Source organism: Alkalihalobacillus sp. FSL W8-0930 (assembly GCA_037965595.1).
In the GTDB taxonomy this organism is placed as follows: Bacteria; Bacillota; Bacilli; order Bacillales; family Bacillaceae_D; genus Alkalicoccobacillus.
Window position 1 is genome coordinate 3,524,255 of record CP150183.1, and the last position, 20,065, is coordinate 3,544,319.

The 20,065-nt window shown below is 43.0% G+C and carries 19 protein-coding genes; 3 read left to right on the forward strand and 16 right to left on the reverse strand.

Annotation, left to right across the window (positions count from 1 at the left end):
* Positions 1-8 precede the first annotated feature (8 nt).
* Entirely contained in the window at positions 9-1,262 is a 1,254-nt protein-coding gene (locus NSQ54_18305) for a cytochrome P450 (GenBank protein WYP26257.1), read from the reverse strand.
* Positions 1,263-1,425: 163 nt separating this feature from the next.
* On the opposite strand from NSQ54_18305, the gene NSQ54_18310 reads away from it, so the two are divergent.
* Positions 1,426-2,010 carry a TetR family transcriptional regulator gene (locus tag NSQ54_18310; protein ID WYP26258.1) on the forward strand — a complete coding sequence of 195 codons (585 nt, stop codon included), beginning with the start codon at positions 1,426-1,428 and terminating at the stop codon, positions 2,008-2,010.
* A gap of 43 nt (positions 2,011-2,053) precedes the next feature.
* Here NSQ54_18310 and NSQ54_18315 read toward each other — a convergent pair whose 3' ends face one another.
* Complete coding sequence (locus tag NSQ54_18315; GenBank protein WYP26259.1) at positions 2,054-3,466, reverse strand: PLP-dependent aminotransferase family protein; 1,413 nt, start codon at positions 3,464-3,466, stop codon at positions 2,054-2,056.
* Between the two features lie 111 nt (positions 3,467-3,577).
* Here NSQ54_18315 and NSQ54_18320 point away from each other — a divergent pair, with 111 nt between their 5' ends.
* Positions 3,578-4,279: an aspartate/glutamate racemase family protein gene (locus NSQ54_18320; GenBank protein WYP26260.1), complete on the forward strand. Its 702-nt coding sequence runs from the start codon at positions 3,578-3,580 to the stop codon at positions 4,277-4,279.
* 270 nt (positions 4,280-4,549) lie between these two features.
* Entirely contained in the window at positions 4,550-5,116 is a 567-nt protein-coding gene (locus NSQ54_18325; GenBank protein ID WYP26261.1) for a YdhK family protein, read from the forward strand.
* Between the two features lie 377 nt (positions 5,117-5,493).
* Here NSQ54_18325 and nirD read toward each other — a convergent pair whose 3' ends face one another.
* From nirD to NSQ54_18395, 14 genes are all read right to left on the reverse strand, one after another.
* On the reverse strand, positions 5,494-5,820 hold the full coding sequence (gene nirD / locus NSQ54_18330; protein ID WYP26262.1) for a nitrite reductase small subunit NirD: 327 nt from the start codon (positions 5,818-5,820) through the stop codon (positions 5,494-5,496).
* Between the two features lie 12 nt (positions 5,821-5,832).
* The gene (gene nirB / locus NSQ54_18335; GenBank protein ID WYP28589.1) at positions 5,833-8,262 is read right to left on the reverse strand and encodes a nitrite reductase large subunit NirB; all 2,430 of its coding nucleotides are present in this window, start codon (positions 8,260-8,262) and stop codon (positions 5,833-5,835) included.
* Between the two features lie 32 nt (positions 8,263-8,294).
* Positions 8,295-9,461 carry a uroporphyrinogen-III C-methyltransferase gene (cobA, locus tag NSQ54_18340; protein ID WYP26263.1) on the reverse strand — a complete coding sequence of 389 codons (1,167 nt, stop codon included), beginning with the start codon at positions 9,459-9,461 and terminating at the stop codon, positions 8,295-8,297.
* A 553-nt stretch (positions 9,462-10,014) separates the two neighbouring features.
* A complete protein-coding gene (lpdA, locus tag NSQ54_18345; protein WYP26264.1) occupies positions 10,015-11,397 on the reverse strand; it encodes a dihydrolipoyl dehydrogenase in 1,383 nt (460 codons plus the stop codon).
* A 13-nt stretch (positions 11,398-11,410) separates the two neighbouring features.
* The gene (locus NSQ54_18350; protein ID WYP26265.1) at positions 11,411-12,736 is read right to left on the reverse strand and encodes a dihydrolipoamide acetyltransferase family protein; all 1,326 of its coding nucleotides are present in this window, start codon (positions 12,734-12,736) and stop codon (positions 11,411-11,413) included.
* A 17-nt stretch (positions 12,737-12,753) separates the two neighbouring features.
* Positions 12,754-13,737, reverse strand: a complete 984-nt coding sequence (locus NSQ54_18355) for an alpha-ketoacid dehydrogenase subunit beta (GenBank protein WYP26266.1) — start codon at positions 13,735-13,737, stop codon at positions 12,754-12,756.
* A 13-nt stretch (positions 13,738-13,750) separates the two neighbouring features.
* Complete coding sequence (locus NSQ54_18360) at positions 13,751-14,731, reverse strand: thiamine pyrophosphate-dependent dehydrogenase E1 component subunit alpha (protein WYP26267.1); 981 nt, start codon at positions 14,729-14,731, stop codon at positions 13,751-13,753.
* A gap of 118 nt (positions 14,732-14,849) precedes the next feature.
* On the reverse strand, positions 14,850-15,194 hold the full coding sequence (locus NSQ54_18365; protein WYP26268.1) for a bh protein: 345 nt from the start codon (positions 15,192-15,194) through the stop codon (positions 14,850-14,852).
* Positions 15,195-15,231: 37 nt separating this feature from the next.
* Positions 15,232-16,524 (reverse strand): NAD(P)-dependent oxidoreductase, encoded by a 1,293-nt coding sequence (locus tag NSQ54_18370; GenBank protein ID WYP26269.1) that lies wholly within the window; start codon positions 16,522-16,524, stop codon positions 15,232-15,234.
* A gap of 29 nt (positions 16,525-16,553) precedes the next feature.
* On the reverse strand, positions 16,554-16,931 hold the full coding sequence (locus tag NSQ54_18375; protein ID WYP26270.1) for a PTS glucitol/sorbitol transporter subunit IIA: 378 nt from the start codon (positions 16,929-16,931) through the stop codon (positions 16,554-16,556).
* Positions 16,932-16,958: 27 nt separating this feature from the next.
* A complete protein-coding gene (locus tag NSQ54_18380) occupies positions 16,959-17,987 on the reverse strand; it encodes a PTS glucitol/sorbitol transporter subunit IIB (GenBank protein ID WYP26271.1) in 1,029 nt (342 codons plus the stop codon).
* Positions 17,988-18,010: 23 nt separating this feature from the next.
* Positions 18,011-18,550: a PTS glucitol/sorbitol transporter subunit IIC gene (locus NSQ54_18385; protein WYP26272.1), complete on the reverse strand. Its 540-nt coding sequence runs from the start codon at positions 18,548-18,550 to the stop codon at positions 18,011-18,013.
* A 12-nt stretch (positions 18,551-18,562) separates the two neighbouring features.
* Positions 18,563-18,943 carry a transcriptional regulator GutM gene (locus NSQ54_18390; GenBank protein ID WYP26273.1) on the reverse strand — a complete coding sequence of 127 codons (381 nt, stop codon included), beginning with the start codon at positions 18,941-18,943 and terminating at the stop codon, positions 18,563-18,565.
* 142 nt (positions 18,944-19,085) lie between these two features.
* Positions 19,086-20,036 (reverse strand): sugar-binding transcriptional regulator, encoded by a 951-nt coding sequence (locus NSQ54_18395; GenBank protein WYP26274.1) that lies wholly within the window; start codon positions 20,034-20,036, stop codon positions 19,086-19,088.
* Positions 20,037-20,065: the final 29 nt, after the last annotated feature.

Genomic DNA, 20,065 nt, shown 5'->3' on the forward strand with positions numbered 1-20,065 from the left:
TAAGTTGATTAGAATGAAACGGGCAATGATGAAAGACCTTGCGTAGAGTGCGTGAACTGCCACTTTACTTCCTCAGGCGGAATACTAAGCTCTATGTTCGGTAGCCTTTTTAAGAGCGTTGTAAAAGCGACGTCTCCTTCCACTCGAGCTAAAGGAGCTCCAAGGCACATATGCATACCAAAACCAAAAGCTAAATGTCGGTGAATTGAACGACTGACATCCAATTCTTCGGACTCAGTAAATACTTCTTCATCTCGGTTGGCTGACTTGACTAGTACGAGAATCATATCTCCTTTTTTGATCTCTTGCCCATCTATTTCCACATCCTCCTTTGCGAAACGAGGACCTACACTTGTGGAAGGACCGTTAAAACGTAGAAGTTCTTCAACAGCTGTTGGTACCAGCTCTAGGTTTGATTTTAATTTTTCCAATTGCTCCGGGTGCTCAAATAACATCATACTACCTGTAGCAATCAGGTTTGACGTTGTTTCATGACCTGCAAAGATAAGAAGCGTTATCATTGAGATCAGCTCTTCTTCACTTAGACGCTCTCCCTCTTCTTCAATCTGAATCAGTTGGCTGATGAGATCATCCTCTAAATGAATTCTTTTCTTTTCTACAAGCCTTTTTGTATAATCCCCAAAATCTTTTAGGTGCTGCTGCACCGCTGGATCTTGTTTCCCCCAGCCTAAGCCTTTAGCTATAGCCGAGGACCATATTTGTAGATTTTCATGGTCTTCTTTAGGTACTCCTAACATTTCTGATATCACAATAATCGGTAGAGGATAGGCATAATCTTTTACAAGATCCATCTCACCTTTTGATTCAACTTGATCAAGTAAACCGTCTGCTATTTCCTGTATACGAGGACGTAGCCCTTCCATATATTTCGGAGTGAATGCTTTCGATACGAGCATTCGTAATCGCTTATGATCAATACCGTCAATAAAAACCATAGACTTACCTGTAAAAAAGGTATCAGGAGAATCATCTGGATCTGAAACCATTTCCTCTCTAAATCCACTTTCCTTTTTAATCGATGCAGGATCAACCGTGAACCGTTTTGAATCCTTTAGAACCTTTGTTGCTGTATCCATCTTAGTGATGATCCAAGCATTTTTGTTTGGATCACCCATTGGGTTAGGGATAGAGACGACCGATCCCAAATCTCGGAGTTCAGCAAATAAATGAAACGGGTTTTCTCCACTTTTTCCACTTAAGAAGCCTAACACTTTCTCTTTTACGTTCGCAGCATGACTCATGTTCCTTCACCCTCTCTTAAAAATGTATGCAGCTTTCATAGTAGACTAGCTAAAAACAAGTTATGATAAAGAAATCTCTATCCCTTTCTAACGTAGATATGATACGCTTACGAAAATTATATTGTCACTCTGTGACAAAAGTCAACGGAGGAAACTTGTAAAAATGATGAATGAATCTGACATGAAAAACGAGAGCTTGCGAGAATTAAAAAAACGAAAGGCTTCAAATGACATCGAATCAACTGCATTGCGACTCTTTTTAGAAAAAGGATATGAACAGACATCCGTAAAAGACATCACAGATGAAGTGATGATGTCCTCTAGAACGTTTTTCAGGTATTTCGCTTCAAAAGAAGATGTATTAACTGGGTTACCAATTACAACAAAAGAAGAAAGGTCCGCGCTTCTGCACGATAGCCCCACACTGGAGTCAGCTCTTCAAGCCATTTTCTCTTTATTCTCAGACAAATATGAGCAGCAAAGAGAAAATATTGTGACTCGCTATCAAATTTCAAGACAAGCAGAATCCATCTCTTCTTTATTTCTGTACAAGCTTTTAGAACCAGAGCCAACGATCTGTAATGAGCTATTTACTACATTTGATCAGCACGATAAAGAACAGATTCGCTTATTAGTTGCTATCCATATGGCTGCATTTCGTGTGTCTGTAGAGCTTTGGTTAGAGAGTGAAGAATTGTATTCGTTAAAGGACTCTTTTTTTCGTCGAATCCATCAGTTTTTGAGTTAGCAAAAAAGACGAGTGCCCACGTCAAACGTGAACTCTCGTCTTTTTATTTTGCTTGATAACTCCTAACGGCCTCAGATAATCGTCTGACTCCTTCTTGTATGTCTTCTTCAGTTAAACTGCCATACCCTAACACCATCTGTCTTGTATGATGACCTTTTTTCATGGCATAAAACTCCACCGGATAGACGACAACTCCATGATGCTTGCAGTGAGCCACAAAAGACTCATCTACCACAAGGTTCTTCCACTCAACTACAGCATGCATTCCTGCAGCCTGTCCAATGATTTCAAGCGTTTTGAATGTATTCCTAAGAGCCGCAACGAGTGCTCTGCGACGCTTTTCATATATTCGTTTCATACGCCTGACATGTTGATCAAGATGCCCCTCTTCAATAAATCTGGCCATCACCTGCTGCTCGAGTGTAGCTGTGTGCCGATCAGAGAACCACTTAAGCTCCTTAAAGCGAGTGATAAGATGTTTTGGTAAAATCACATAGCCGATGCGCAGTGCCGGAGATAGAATTTTACTAAACGTTCCTACATAAATGACGCGCTCGGGATCGAGTCCCTGCATCGAATATACCGCCGTTCCCTCATACGTAAACTCACTATCATAGTCATCTTCTACGATGTAGGAATCCATTTTGCGTACGTATTCCACTAATTGAATTCTTCGTTGGATGGGCAATATCGCTCCGAGCGGAAATTGATGAGATGGAATAACAAAGACAAAGCTCGGCTTACGACTAGTGGGCAATTCAGTTGGCTGAATTCCGTTTCGATCGGCTTTTATCGGTTCAACCGTTGCTCCCGCCTTCACAAAGATGGTACGCATTTCATCTGTCACTGGATCCTCTACTGCTACGTACTCTCCTTCTTTCATTAAAAGCTGAGTAATGAGCGACAACCCTTGAGTGGCGCCTGCAGTAATCACAATTTGCTCCGGATGACATGACACGCCTCTTGTTCTTGCTAAATACGTAGTAAGAACCCTACGTAACGTCTCATCCCCAAGTGGCGAGCGATAGCCAAACAAATCATCGTGGGAATCATAACAAACCTCTTTGGCTAGTCTCCCCCATATCTTCCTCGGAAAATGGTCCATCGCAGGATGGCTCGCTCTAAAATCAATGACATCGTCGTCCTGTTGCTCTGTTTCAAGCCATTTGGTTAGATTTTCTTCTCGTTTCGCGTTTTCAGAAGCCTTGAGCACAACCCCCTTCGCCACATATGTGCCAGAACGAGGTTTAACAAAGACATATCCTTCTAAAATAAGCTGGTCATATGCCTCTGTTACGGTGTTTCTAGAAACTCCAATTGAATCAGCCAGCTCTCGCGTAGATGGGAGCCTCACACCCTCACCCAACTGCTCTGTTAATATCAGGTTCCTAATTTGTTTATATACTTGCTGCACCAGCAGCACATCTGACTTTCGATCAATTGGAAACCAAAGCAATCTCCATTCTCCTTTCAAACTGGCACCTTCAAATTCGTTCAAAGCTGGATCTTATTCAGTCCAGTATAACATGCTACGATATTCATACAGAGAAACAGGAGGGTGTCACATATGAAGACAATTGGATTAATTGGCGGCCTTAGCTGGGAATCAACGGCCATTTATTATAAATTCATTAATGAATATGTAAAAGAAGAATTAGGTGGACTTCATTCCGCAAAAATTGTTTTACACTCGTTTGATTTTCAAGAAATCGTTAATTTACAGAAGCTTGGACATTGGGACACGGCTACTGAAAAAATGATTGAAGCTGCTCAAGCGTTAGAGCGAGCTGGAGCCGATTCGATTGTGATCTGTACAAACACTATGCATTTGATGGCAGATGCGGTTCAAGAAGCGGTTTCCATCCCACTTATTCACATAGTAGATGCTGTAGCGGCTTCCATAAAAAAAGCGAACATCCAAAAGGTCGGTTTACTCGGAACTGCTTTTACAATGGAGAAGTCATTTTACAAAGATCGACTAGCTATGCAAGGGATTGAATGCATTGTGCCTTGTGAAGTGGGTCGCGAAACAGCTCACACGATTATTTTTAGTGAGCTATGTCGTGGAGAGATACGAGAAGATTCCAAACAAAGATATCAACAGCTTATTAACGAGTTAGCAGCAAATGGTGCCGAAGGAGTCATCTTAGGATGTACTGAAATTCCTCTGCTCATTAAACAAGAAGACTCTATCCTGCCTGTTTTCGACTCCACAACCTTACACGCAGAAGCAGCCATTAAAGCCGCTTTAAACGAGCTCCCTGTGTAATCGCTTTATTAAACGACCTGAATAAGGTCGTTTTTTTGTGGATAAAACCGAGTTATCCTCAGCTTTATCCACATATCCACCGCTGATCAAGCTCTTTTTATCAAAGTTTTTTAAAAGTTGTTCACAGAATTAAGGTTGTTTTAAGACAGATATCCACAACCTATTTAGGGATGATTATTTTATCCTTGAGTGGTAAAGCCTAACGCGTAAAGAGGTTTTACATCTGACCCTTTTTGGGTACGGAATGGTTACACAATCATACCAAGCGAGGTGACATCTTTGAGAAAACAATTGAAAATAGTCGTGATGCTAGGGCTGCTTCTTTTAACAGCCTGTAACGAGGATGGAACCATTGCTGATCCTCATGCAAACTCAAACAACTCTACAGCACATGAAGATATGAATCATTCGAGTTCCACGGGCGTTGTACCTGAGAACCTGAAAACGGAAAATAACCCCACCTTCCCAACTGGAAGTGAGGCAATTATCCAAACAAATCATATGGAATCAATGGATCAGGCAGAAGCTGTGATCTCTGGTGCCTATCAAACCACTGCTTACTCAGTCTCTTATAAACCGACTACTGAAGGTGAAACGGTCTGGAACCATAAGTGGGTTGTCCATGAAGAATTGAAGGATGCGGGAGACTCCCCACTTGAACCTGGTTCAAAGGTAATCTTAAACGCCGATCATATGAAGGGAATGAAAGGTGCCGAGGCAACCATTGAAACAGCGAAGGATACAACTGTTTATATGGTGGACTTCGTTCCTACAAACGGTGATGATGAAGTGATGAATCACAAATGGGTCATTGAAGACGAATTGACTGCGCGATAAAAAACAATCAACTAATAGAAAAAACGCGAGTATAGAGAATCCCGAGTTAGTCAGATAAAACTCAAAGAGGCTGTGACATAACTTTAACGTGGATAGCAAAACACTAACACAGCAACTAATCCACTACAGGAGAATCCCTCGCACCTGCGGGAACGGCCTCAGCCGCTTTCGCGGAAAAAGCGCCGCTAAAGTGTCTTCACCGCGTTCTGTTCCGCAGGAGTCTCGGGTTCACACCCGCTCGTCTTACTAAAACCCGAAAAACACACGAATGGCGAATGATTCGATCGTAGAATCATTCGCCATTTTCTAGTTGATTTATAGTTTTGTCTCAGCCCCCATTCATTTCTTCATTCTGTCCAAGCACTTTTTGTACGTATCTATTCCTTCACTACAATATAAACGGCTTCGTCTACGATCGATACGTTATACGTTTTTACACAGCCAACGTCAGGAGCAACTGCTTCGCCTTTTCTCAGATCAATTTTCCAATCGTGCATGGGACAGAACACATACTCTCCGCTGACGATTCCATCAGACAATACGCCGCCTTTATGTGGACAACGGTTTTCCACAGCAAGCACATCATCATTTTCTTGACGGAATAGCGCAAGCTCCAAACAATCAATGGTTACCTTCTTACCGATTCCAACAGATAATTCATGCAGCTGTGCAACGTAAATCGGTTCATTCAGTACTTGAGTCATGAGTTCGCCTCCTTAGTTAATGACTTCCACTTCTTTTTTCTCGTAAAGCGTTGCTTGTTTATCCTTGCTTTCAAGTACTTCATTCCACGGATCCTGTTGACCCGTTAAGGCAAGCTCCACTCGCTCAATAAGCTGCGTGCGTGTTTCATCATCTGCAAGCACCTTTTTGATATGATCCAGCCCCACTCGTTCTACCCAATGTGATGTACGCTCTAAATATCTTGCATCCTCACGGTAGAATTGAAGGAATGAGCTTATAAAGTCGATGACTTCCTGGTCTGTCGCTACTTTGGCAAATAAGTCACCACCACGCAGGTCAACACCGCCATTTCCTCCAACATAGATCTCCCATGCTCCTTCTACACCAACAATTCCAACATCCTTGATGCCTGATTCAGCACAGTTACGCGGGCAGGCAGATACAGCCATTTTCACTTTGTGTGGAGTGCTTAATCCTTCGTACTTCTTCTCGATGCGGACTCCGAGTCCAATTGAATCCTGCGTGCCAAAACGGCAGAAGCTTTCTCCTACACATGTTTTAACTGTTCGAATGGATTTTCCATATGCATAACCTGAGCGCATACCGAGATCAGTCCACACCTTAGGAAGGTCTTCTTTTGCAATTCCGAGTAGGTCGATTCGTTGCCCGCCAGTTACCTTAAGTAGTGGCACATTATATTTGTCAGCAACGTCTGCGATTTTTCTGAGCTGATCCGGATTTGTAACGCCTCCATACATTCTTGGTACCACGGAGAATGTTCCATCGTTTTGGATGTTTGCATGCAGTCGTTCATTTACAAACTTTGATGTAGAGTCATCTTTGTATTCAATTGGCTGATTTAAACCAAGATAGTAGTTTAGGGCAGGGCGGCACTTGGAGCATCCATTCTCAGTAGACCAACCAAGTACGTTCATGACCTCCCGGACGTAGTTTAAGCCTTTGTCTTTGATTTCAGCTGTCACTTCTTCGTGTGAAAGATCCGTACAACCACAAATGGGCTCCTTCTGATTTGAAGCTTCTTCTCCTGTTGCATGAGTGAGGAGCTCTGCAACAAGTGGTTTACATCCCCCACAAGAGCGTGATGCGTTGGTGCATGCTTTGACTTGATCAACTGTCGTTAACCCCTGATCATTAATGGCTTTCACAATGTCACCCTTTGTTACCCCGTTACAGCCGCAGATGGTCTCGCTATCAGCCATCGCAACCACTACACTTTCACGTTCATCTGATTCATTTTCAGAAGGAAGAATGGCTACCTTACTCATTTTTGAGATGTCTTGCTCGTTGCGCATCATGGTTAGAAGCCGCGGCGAATCAGACGTATCGCCAAACAAGACAGCCCCTATCACTTTATTGTTTTCAACAACAACCTTTTTGAAAATTCCTTCGAACTCATCATGGACGCGAATTGATTTCGTATGCTCCCCGTCTTGGAATCTGCCTGCTGAAAACACATCCACACCGGAAACCTTCAACTGTGTATAAACTATGGAGCCTTGGTAGCCAGGCTTTGATAGAGGTTGATCTGCACATACATGCTCAGCTAATGCCTTCCCTTGCTCATAGAGCGGAGCAACAAGTCCGTACACAACACCGGCGTGCTCTGCACATTCACCAACTGCATAGACATTTTCAACTGATGTCTGCATGTAGTCATTTACAACGATCGCACGGTTGACCTCAAGACCGGAATCTTTAGCTAAAGAAACATTCGGCTTAATTCCAACAGCCATCACAACTAAGTCAGCATCAAGCTGTGATCCGTCTTTAAACCGTACGCCATCCACTCGTTTTTTACCGGTTAAACGTTCCGTATGAGCGTTTAGACGGAATGTCATGCCTTGCTTTTCCAGTTCCTCTTTCAGCATCTTACCCGCTTGATCATCAAGCTGTCGTTCCATTAAGTAATCAGCGATATGAATGACTTCGACTTCCATATTTAAATTCAACAACCCTCGCGCCGCCTCTAAACCTAACAATCCTCCACCAATGACCGCTGCTTTTTTATAATGCTTCGCTGTATCAATCATCGTCTCGCAGTCTTGAATATTTCTAAATGCAATGACGCCTTCCTTATCCGCACCTGGAAGCGGGAGCATAAAAGGATTTGAACCCGTTGCAAAGATTAAATGATCGTACGAACGGCTTATGCCGTTTTGACTTGTAACCGTTTGGACCGAGGTATCTACTTTTACAACCGGATCACCTGTGAATAACTCAATTTGATGCTCCGCGTACCATTCGTAGCTGTTTAACACAATACTTTCAATACTCGCATCCCCCTGTAAAACAGAAGAAAGAAGGATGCGGTTATAGTTTGGATGAGGTTCTTCACCAAAGACTGTGATCTCAAATTTGTGTGGGTCTTTTTTGATAATTTCCTCTAGCGTTCTAATCCCAGCCATTCCATTACCGATCAAAATAATCTTTTGCTTCAAGATGTCTCTCTCCTTTTTATGTGTATGATTAAGGTCTACAGTGATCCATGTAAAGGTTCTGTCATTTGTACCTGAGCAGGTAGCAATGCCTCCGTTATTTGCTCAGCATTTATAGCTGCCACTTGATATACGTCAAATCCAGCCTCCCTTAAACGTAATTTAGTTGAAGGATCGCTACATATAAATGTGCAGGTTTTTAGTGAGTCCACATTGATTCCTGATAAATCGATATATTCAAAAAATTCTAGGCATTCTTGATGAGTAAGAAAACAGATTGTATTAATATGTTCATCTTCAAATAATCTCGTTAATACGAGCTGATCACGGTGTGAGTATGTTTTCTGTTTTAAAAATGGATAAGCATAAACATCTGCTCCCCGTTCTTTTAATTGAGACCCTTCCTGGCTGTAATCAGTAGCTGTTGGGATCAACATGCCTCTTCCACTTAAAGGTTTTTGTTCAAACCAATTAAGCTTTGCTCTTAACTTTACGACTTCACCAACAAGAATAATTGCAGGGTTTTGTATGTTTGCGAGCTCCGCTTTTGCCAAAATGGTTGCCAGTGTTCCGCAGACCGTACGTTGTTTGCTATATGTGCCCCATTGTACAAGTAAAATGGGTGTATCTTTTGACATGCCATGATGAATAAGCTCTTTAGAGATTGTGGGTAAGTGCTTCATACCCATGTAAAAAATGATCGTATCTACGGCACTTGCAAGTGAGCTCCAGTTCACCGCTGGCTGACCATCCTTCGTACAGGTATGACCTGTGACAGTAGCATATGATCCTGAAAGCTTTCTATATGTAACTGGGACCCCAGCATACATACTTGCTGCACTCCCTGACGTAATGCCAGGAATGATTTCATACTTAATCTGATGTTGTGCACAAAGCTCAGCTTCTTCGCCAACTCTACCAAAAACAGCAGGATCGCCACCTTTAAGCCGCACAACCGTTAAGCCTTTTTTTGCATGGATCAGAAGTTCCTTTTGAATATCTTCCTGCCTGAGCGTATGTTTACACGGCTGCTTACCACAATAGACAAGCTTTGCCTCGGGACTTGTTTCCGTTAATAAAAATGGGTTCACCAGCCGATCAAAAATAACCACATCCGCTTTTTGTAGTAAGCGAAGACCTTTAACCGTAATCAATTCAAGATCACCGGGTCCAGCTCCTACAAAATACACTTTGCCTTGTACCAACTAGTCCACTCCTCCCTATCTATTGTGACATCATAATGGAGATATCTTAATAATTACGGTGGTTGGTCAGCATTTCTAACAAGGTTTTTTAAACGAAAAGCTGTGAGATCTTTTTACTAAATTGAATTTAGAACTACGATAACCGCAAGGACAGCGGGATTGCTAACTGATTTTTAGAAAGATATAGGACCTCGTCTCCCTTTACTCATTCGAAAATCGTTTTTTTGAGAGCACGTTTATCACTCCTATTTATAAGATGGAAATAACGAATAAGGAGAGAAGTGCTCAGGCCATGATTGTTCCCATTTGATGTTCCATCGCTTTGATTCTTAATCCTATTGCATGGATCCTCTCTCCATCGCTTCGATCCATGACCCTATCGCATGGATCCTCTCTCCATCACTTCAATCCATGACCCTATCGCATGGATCCTCCCGCCATCGCTTCGATCCCGCACCCTATCGCATGGATCCTCCCGCCATCGCATTAATCCCGCTCCCTCCAAAATAAAAAAACAGCAAGCCCTCTCTCCAAGGACTTGCTGTTCAATCATTTAACTATGCACGCCTTTTCCAAGCCAGGATCCTGCGGCTTCGTAAAGGGCTTCTGAGATGGTTGGGTGTGCATGGACCATTGAATCCAGTTCTTCTACGGTTCCTTCCAAGTGCATAAAGGCTGTTGGTTCTGCAATCATTTCTGTTACATGCGGACCAACCATGGTTACACCTAAAATTTCACCATGTTTAACGTCAGCAATTAGCTTTACAAACCCTTCTGCTTCTCCCATAGCTAATGCTTTACCGTTTGCAGACAAATCGGTTTTGACCACTTTTACATCGAGACCGCGTTCTTTGGCTTCCGCTTCTGAGATACCAACACTTGCTACTTCAGGACTTGTGTACACACAGCGAGGAATGATTTTCCCTTTGATTGAATCTCTTTCTCCTGCTGCATTTCCTGCAGCTACAAGTCCTTCTGCACTGGCCGCGTGCGCGAGCTGCCAGCCTCCAATGAGATCGCCCACTGCATAGATGTTCGGCTGACTTGTTTGCATCATATCATTCACTTTAACAAATGGGCCATTCATCTCAAGAGCCAATTTAGAAATAGCTGATAAGTTTGGCTTTCTTCCGACGCAGATTAAAAGGTCTTCGGTACCGATCACCTCTGTTTTCCCTTTGTCTGATTCAACCACTACTTGTTGAATATCACCTGCTTGCTTTAGCTCTGTTACCTTTGTATTCGTTAAGAGACGGACGCCTTTTTTCTTTAGGGTCTTTGCCAGATGTTTTGAAGCGTCAGGATCTTCACTCGGTATGATTCGATCACCCATCTCCACAATCGTTACGTCTACACCAAGACTTGTAAAAATGCAGGCAAACTCCACGCCGATAATGCCTCCACCAATGATAACGATGGAATCAGGGATTTTCTCTAGATCAAACACCGTATCACTTGTGTAAAACCGAGCAGACTCAATACCTGCAAGCGGAGGTACAAACGGTGTAGATCCTGTTGCAACAATGATCTTGTCCGCTTTGATTGATGTCTCTTTCTCTTGACCTCTAATTTGAACTGTACCGTCTGCCTCTACCTCACCAAGTCCAGCAAACACCTCAATGTTACCTTGCTTCATTAAATATTCAATACCTGTGCGTAGCTTCTTGATCACTTGATCTTTTCGATTAAGCATCTTTTCTAGCGACAACGTCACCGGACCGGCCTCAATGCCCCAGTCCTTTGCCTTTTCAATTTGTTCAATGATTTCGGCATGACGCAACAAGGTCTTTGAAGGGATGCAGCCCCTGTTTAAGCATGTTCCTCCGAGGTGCCCATTTTCTACAAGCGCCACTTTTTTTCCAAGCTTCGCTGCACGGATTGCTGCCACATAGCCACCTGGACCTCCACCTATTACGGCGATATCATATGTCGACACAGTTCTCTCTCCTTTACGTTAGCAGTTGGTATGGGTTCTCAAGTACTTGCTTGAGCTCCGTTAAAAAGGCCGCTGCTGGAGCACCATCAATCACACGGTGGTCAAATGAAAGGCTAAGACTCATCATTGGACGTAGCTCGATTTGACCGTTTATACCTACTGCTTTTTCCTGTATTCTCCCTACTCCAAGAATGGCTGACTCCGGCTGGTTAATGATTGGCGTAAAGACGTCTACTGCATACATTCCAAGATTACTAATGGTAAATGTACCCCCACGCATGGCATCTGGACTTAGTTTGCCAGCTCTGGCTGCGGTAGCTAGATGTTTCGCTTCCTCTGTTAATGCGCCCAATCCCTTATGGTTAGCACGGTTGACGACCGGTACGACCAGTCCTCCAGGGATCGAAACAGCGATACCGATATGAGCATCTTCATGATAAACCACATCATCTCCATCAAGTGAGACATTAATCTCTGGATGACGTACCAATGAATGCGCAACAGCTTTTGCGATGATCTCCGTATAGGAAAGGCGCTTGCCAGTTTGTTGTTCAATAAGTGGAAGCAGTTGTTTACGGACCTCCATAGACGCCGTCATATCTACTTCGCTTGTCAGCGTTACATGTGGTGCAGTAAAGGCACTCTCTGCCATTCGCTTAGCGATCATCTTGCGTGTGCCACTTAGCTTCACGCGTTTCGGCTCGCTTGTTGATGCCTCGTGATTTGCACTGGCCACTGTATCAAGATCAGCTGTGTAGATTTTTCCGTTTGAGCCGGTGCCTGTAACCTCTTGTAGGTTCAGTCCTTTTTCAGCTGCAACCTTACGGGCAAGTGGAGTGGCTTTAACCTTCTCTCCTTGCTCACCACGAGCCTCTACATCCGCCTTTTGAACTCGACCTCTTGGGCCACTTCCTTCAATCTCTAGAAGCGAAAGACCCTCATCCTTGGCTACTTTTCTCGCAGCAGGGGTGGCACGTACCTTTTCTCCGCTTTCTTGCTTCTTCGGTGCAGCATTCTCCTCTTGGCCAGCTGGTTTTACCTCATCGGCAGGCTCTGCGTCTGCATCTGAGACACCTGGAGACGAATCTGGTACGGCCTCGTTTGCTTCTCCAATGTAGCCAATGACGTAATTCACAGGAACTTCTTCGTCTTCACTAACATAGCGCTTGAGCAAGACCCCTTCTTCATACGCCTCTACTTCAATATTGATCTTATCAGTCATAATCTCGAATAGAGGCTCTCCGACTTCAACCGTCTCGCCTTCTTCTTTAAACCACTCCAGTAGCGTACCTACCTGCATCGTACTGCTTAGCTTCGGCATAAAAATTTCTTTAGGCATGCATTATGTCCTCCTTCCTATAGTCCTTTTAGCGTATCTTTTACAGCTTCCACGATGTCCTGAACCTGTGGAACCGCTGCTTTTTCTAGCTCAGGATTATACGGAATCGGAACCGCTTTTCCGCCTAATCGTTTGATGGGGGCATCTAAATAATCAAACGCTTCACTCTCTGCAATCATACTTGCGATCTCTCCACCAAATCCGCCACGTTTCACTGCCTCATGAACAACAATGAGACGGCCTGTCTTTTTTACAGACTCAACAATGGTTTCTTCATCTAAAGGTACAAGAGTTCGGGGATCAACCACTTCTACACTGATGCCCTCACTCTCTAATTGTTCTGCTGCTTCAAGCGATTTGTGTACCATCATCGCTGTTGCAACAATCGTGACATCCTTACCCTCTTTTTTGATGTCTGCTTTTCCAAGTGGAATCGAGTAGGCTTCCTCTGGCACCTCACTTTTTGTGCGGTAGCAAAGCTTGTGCTCATAGAACACGACCGGATTATCATCATCCATTGCAGCTTTTAAAAGTCCTTTGGCATCATAGGCAGTTGAAGGCTGGACTACTTTTAAACCTGGAATATGAGTCATCCATGCTTCTAAGCTTTGTGAATGCTGAGCTGCTGCTCCTGTTCCGGATCCAGCAGGTGTACGCAGTACCATCGGAACCTTTCCTTCTCCACCATACATATATCTCAGCTTGGCAGCTTGGTTGACCATATTATCCATCGCAATCGTAATAAAATCGGAGAATTGAAGCTCTAAGATGGGACGCATACCTGTTAGCGCAGCTCCAATGGCCGTACCTGAAATAGCCGCCTCTGAAATCGGCGTATTCCGTATCCGCTCCGGTCCAAATTCCTCAATCATTCCGCGCGTTACACCAAACGCTCCACCATATACTCCGATATCTTCACCTAAAATAAATACGTCTTCGTTTGTACGCATTTCCTGACTCATTGCTTCTCTGACTGCTTCTAAATACGTTAGCTCTCTCACGGCTGCTCCCTCCTTAGGCATAGATATCCTCCATTAACGTCTCAAGACCTGGCTCAGGACTATTTTTGGCAAATTCAACTGAATCCTCAATTTCCTGCTTCGCTTCTTTGCGAAGTGCTTCTGCTTCTTCCTCTGTGAAGAACCCCTTGGCAATAAGCTGCTCCTTGTAACGAGCAATCGGGTCCTTCTCTCTCCACTCTTTTTCTTCTTCTCTTGTGCGGTACTTTTTCGCATCACTCTTAGAGTGACCTTTCCAGCGATATGTTTTGGCTTCAATAATCGTTGGACCTCCGCCATTTCGTGCAAAATCAACAGCTTCTTGAACGATGCTCATCACGTCAAAGACATCATTGCCTTCTACGACATGACCTGGAATTCCATACGCCTCGGCACGCTGTGCGATGTTTTCGATGTTCACCATCTCTTTTACAGGGCCTGACATGCCGTATTGATTGTTCTCACAGAAGAAGATGACAGGTAGCTTCCAAATTGATGCCAGGTTTACTGCTTCATGAAAACTTCCTTCATTCGATGCTCCATCCCCAAAGTAACAAAGCACAACCTTTCCTTGATTTTTCATCTTAGAGGTAAGAGCCGCACCTGTTGCGATTGAAAACCCGCCTCCAACAATCCCATTGGCACCAAGGTTTCCTTTACTGACATCAGCAATGTGCATGGACCCACCTTTTCCTTTGCAGTAGCCGGTTGTACGACCGAATAATTCGGCCATCATACGATTTACTTCTGCGCCCTTTGCAATACAATGACCGTGCCCACGGTGTGTACTCGTAATCATGTCGTCTTCATTAAGTACTGCACAAGATCCAACAGCCGTTGCTTCCTGTCCAACAGCAAGGTGAGTCGTCCCATGAATCATCCCTTTTGCAAAGAATTCATCTACTTTCTCTTCAAAATAACGAATTAACCACATCTGCTTGTAAAGCGGGATTAGTTTCTCTTTCGAATCAACGGTATCTTGCTTCAATTCGTTCATAATATAGCCTCCTATTTATCATTTGTTCAGACTACGAACAAATGTAATTATTAGCGAAAAAAAATGTCCGATTGCTCCTTCCCAATTCCCACAGGGTGGGAACAGGGAGTAGAGAACATTATCGGTCTTCGTTATCGTGGTCAAACTCTTTGATCACATCACGAGATTGCTTGATATCTTTAAACATACGATAGGGCTTACTGATAACTCGCACTGGTAACGAGAAGAGAAATCGACTTAAGTCTTCACGATATTCCTGCGTCATTCGTTTTGGCTTTGTCGCCACTCGTTTTTGCGTTTCCTCGTAAAACTCTTTATTTAAATCGAGATTAATCTCTAGATCATGACGGCACTCTAAGCATTCAATGCTTTTTAGTTGATTATTCACATACGTAATCTCATGTGGGACCTCTTCTTTACAATGAATGCAGTAGAGGTCCGCCTCCATTTGACTTGAATTCATGACACACACCGCCTTTCTTTAGGTGTTTGTGGCAATATTATTGAAGCGTATCGTCTTGTAGCTTGCGTAGCTGCCAGATGAACGATTCTTTTGTTTGAGTCACATCACTGTAAGAGATGTACTCTCCTTTTTTAATTGCACGGTTCACACGTACGTTCCGATCAACCAAACCAAGTGGTAGCAACTCTTTTTCTTTTGCTTCTTCTGCTTCTAAAATACTGCCATACACTGTAAACCCACCGATACTATCCAGATGCTCTCCAGCTTCTAGATCTCTTTTGGCAACCGTTACTGTTTCAGCAACAAGTCCTTTCCAAGGAGCAATCGTTGCTTCACCGTAGAAATAAGCGCGTGCAACAGAGATTGGTGTTTCAAGACTTGTTAAGTGGTATGGACGATACAGTACGTAGTAAGGTCCATCCCCCATGCTCAAGTATTTCATTTCATGGTTTACTTCCTCTTGATCGGATGCAATGATTGCAAATACCCCAGGAGCGACACCGTTTACAAATTCGACGATTTGCTTGTTTTGTACCTGCCCACCATCTGCGACAGAGCGGAACATAGCTGGTAGGTCTTTCACTTCGCCTGTTAATCCGTTCATACCTGGTTTGTCAGGTAAGAATCCTGTCGCGTTTGCAACCGCAGTCATCTCAACCATTGTTTTAGATCCATCCTGGAAGGAAGCAATCATTTTAGGACTTGCTCCTTTTTCAGCAGCCACTTGTGCAACAGAGTCTGGGTTAGCTTCTAGGTTAAGCGGGTTATTCTTACCTTTACCAAGAGCAATGACCTCAAATCCACTTGCATCTGCTAAGTCGTTTAACTCCATGACTGCTCCTGGCTCGTCTCCTGCAGAACCTGTGTATACGACGCCGCTTGAATCAGCTAGTTGCTTAAGAAGTGGTCCAACCGTTACATCAGCTTCAACATTTAGCATAACGATATGTTTTTTATTCATAATGGTATCCCAAGCAATTCTTGATCCAATATCTGGTACACCAGTTGCATCCACAACGACATCAACAGATGGTAGAGAAGTAACTAGACTTGAAGATGAAGTACTTACTACTTTTCCTAAGCTCACCGCGGACTCTGCTTCTTCTAGATTCGTTGTTTCCACAATTTGATCAGCTGCAACTCCTGCTTTTTTGTATGCGTTCACTGCATTCTCAACTTGAATGTCAGCCGTAATGACTACGCGCATCCCCTTCATTCCTTCAATTTGTGCAACCATTCCTCTACCCATTTGTCCTGCTCCGACTAAACCTACATTAATGACTTTCCCTTGTTGTTCTAGCTCTTGTAGCTTGCGATTAATTCCTAACATGTGACCACTCCTATTTTTCTATTTTTTAGTTAACCTCGATAGAATGCAAGTTTCCCGCCAACCTCAAGCTTTGGAACAGGTTTCTTCTCTACGCAAATCGTTCCTGGTAGGTCTGAGACAGACTGACCACTGAACTCAATCGTGCAATGACCTAGATCTCTTAATGTGTCATTGGCTTTTTCTCCTACAAAAAGAATCTTGTAATCGTTTTCTTGTATGCGCAACGTGTCCCCAATAGCTACTTCTTGCTTGAACTCTGTTTGTTTGTGAACAGCTGATATATTCTTCAGATCAGCTGGAACCGTTTCATTAAAAATGACAAGCATATTTTCTTCTAGGAATATTTCTGTCTGTTCTCCTAGTTCGATAAATGTTGATTCGTAGATGGTTGTTTTTGTTTGTTCCATCTTACACACTCCTTTTTAATGATTTTTTTAAGAATACATTCCAAAGCTAAATAGATACGCGATGATAACTGCTAAAGGACCTGTGATCATACGTGACATAAGTACGGCTGGCACACCAACCTCAATCGTTTCTGGTTGGGCTTCACCAAGTGTTAAACCCACTGGTACAAAGTCAGCCCCAGCTTGTGGGTTAATGGCAAACAATGCTGGTAAGGCAAGTTGTGGTGGAATATTCCCCCGGCCAATCTCAACCCCAATTAATACTCCAACTACCTGCGCAATAACGGCTCCCGGACCAAGCAGCGGAGACAATAATGGAACCGAACACAAGATTGATAGAATTAACAGTCCAACAAAGTTCCCAGCAAGTGGTGATACAAAGTTTGCGATGAGGTCACCAATTCCTGTGAATGTGATAATCCCTATTAACATACTTACAAAGGCCATAAACGGTAGAATGTTTTTAATGACTTGTTCAATCGTTTCACGACCAGCCTGATAAAAGACACCTACAACCTTACCGGCTCCTCTACCAACAACCTCAATGATATTGGCTTTCTTCTTAGGCTGTTGAAGCTTTGCTGCCTTTGCTTTTGCTTCTTCCTTAATACGGTTTGCTTCACTCTTATCCAAGCGAGTGGAGTCTTCTTTTTCAGTTGCAGCAGCCGTTTCTGGAGCTGCCCCTTCTTCTGCTTTTACATTTGAAACCTTTACACCCGATACAAAATTATCTTCTTTAATAAATCTCATTAGTGGACCTGATGGAGATGTCGGATTCAAGTTGATCGTTAGGACTCCCATTTGCGGATACACTCCGCAACGCGCCGTGCCACCACAATCAATAACCGCACACGCCATCTCTTCTTTATTTACAGAGGACTTGAATCCATCAACTGCCTCTGCCCCTGTCATGTCTGCAATGTGTTGAGCAAGTGGATCAATTCCCCCACCTGTTACTGACACAACATATTTCTTTTGTTCTGTTGGTTGGATGATGAGTGGTCCGCCCCAACCGCCGCTTCCTTTTTCAACTTTTACTTGTTTGTAGTCTGCCATGTTCATTACCCCCTACGATTCTCTTAAGCTTGTGAGGCAAGTTCTTGCTCTCTCTTTTTAATTAAGCGACCTGTGATAATTTCAGTAACGATTCCTCGAATGAGAATGACAATTAGACCTACAATAAAGAAACGAATAGCTAGCGGTCCAAGTGATAATCCAAGTGTTGTAATCCCAGAAGCGATGCCCATATACACGAAAAGCTCTGCCGGGTTACCATGTGGGAACAATCCTGTAATCGGGTGAACAAAGGATACTGCTGAGTCGTAAAATGCCGGTTTTTGATGCTCCGGTAGAAATCGTCCAAATGTGTAAGCCATCGGATTGGTTAAGAAGAAAACAGCTAAAAACGGGAAGAGTGAGTAACGTAAGATTATATTTTTTGTACTCTTCTGAGCTAATCGGTTAATCCGTTCCTCTCCTACCATTTTAATGACAGCGTTTACAGCGGTGATCAAACAAATTAATGTTGGAATAATTCCGGTCACCATCCCAATAAAGGTGGTACCGCCCTCTTCAAACATGCCAATAAATCCTTCAGCAAGCTGTACTAAAAAATCCATTTACGCTTCCCCCTATCCCACGAGTGTTTTCTTACGTTGTGTATTTATTTGTTCTAGAGATGATTCAATGGCCACGCGGAGTGGATGTTCATGGATCATTTCCTTTATTTCTTGAACTAAAAGTCCGTTAAATGTGTGAAATGGAGCAAATCGAGAAAAGACCGTGACACCTGCCATCTTTTGCCCATCTATTACCATTCCATTCTCGTCGGTTACAAGAATGACGATACTACCTACCCCAATTCGTTGCTTATGAATACCTACACCTAAGAATCCTGAGGAACGTTTACTCATTTCTTTTACTGTTTTCTGATAGTTCTTCATTTGCACTCGTGTTAAAACGAGTTGTAAGACCCAGGTGAAAGCAAATAATCCAATGAGCCAACCCCACATACCATCTCACCTCTTTTACATTTGTTCTTTACTGTTACTTATGTTTGTATTATAAAAGCGCTTTCAACATTCGTCAAGTAGATTTCTAAAAAATTTGTCGAACTCTACTTTTAAATTTGAAAGCGCTTTATAAAATATAGATTTAAACAAGCTCATTTAATAATGATTGTGCAGTTGAGTCATCAAGTATTAATACATTAAGGTAGCCTGTTTTTAAAGCGATAAGCAGACTTTCCACTTTATGCGCACCTTCTGCAACACCAACAACCTCTGGAATCTTTTTTAATTCATTAAGATTTAATCCAATAACTCGATCATTTAACGGATGTTTAATTTGCTCACCAATGACATCATAAAACCTTGATCCGATATCTCCTACAACCCCAGATTTACGTAAGGAAACTAAATCTTCTTCTTTTAGATAATCCATTGTACTCATTGTTGAATTTAAGAGGGGGTTTCCAATTCCAACTAGGGCCATCTGCACCTGTCTGCCCTCTTCAAGAACGTTTGCAATATCCTCACTTTCAATTAAGCGTTGCTTGAGGTCTTCACTCTCAACCATCGCTGGAGCATACAAGTATGAACAGGTTCCATTTACCTTTTGTGCAAGCTGATAGGCAAGTAGATTTGAATGAATGTCTACTAGTTTCCTACCCATCCCTCCGACTAGTGGCACGATGTTGAGGTCAGGTCGGTTTTCGTAAGGATATTCTTTAACGAGGTTATATAAAGCGGTCCCCCACGATATGCCCATGCTCGTAATACCTTCTAGGTTTTTACTGACATAATAAGCAGCTGCTTTACCAACTGAGCGCCGAATCATCTCGGGAGTTAAGCCTGCTGTCGGAACAACCATCGCTTCTTTTAAGTTAAACTTTTTTTCCAATTGGTGCTCAAGTGTTGCGGTATGGGCATTCTCATCCTTGATATAAATTTCAACAATGCCTAGCTCTCTCGCACGGTTAAGCATTTTTGAGATGACTGGTCTTGATACAGACATCTTTTTCGCAATTTGCGCTTGTGTCCAGCCATCAAAATAATATAGATTCGCAGCTTTGACGAGTAATCGACGATCTTCCCAGTTACTCATGCATTTCATTCCTTTCTCTCTATTGATCA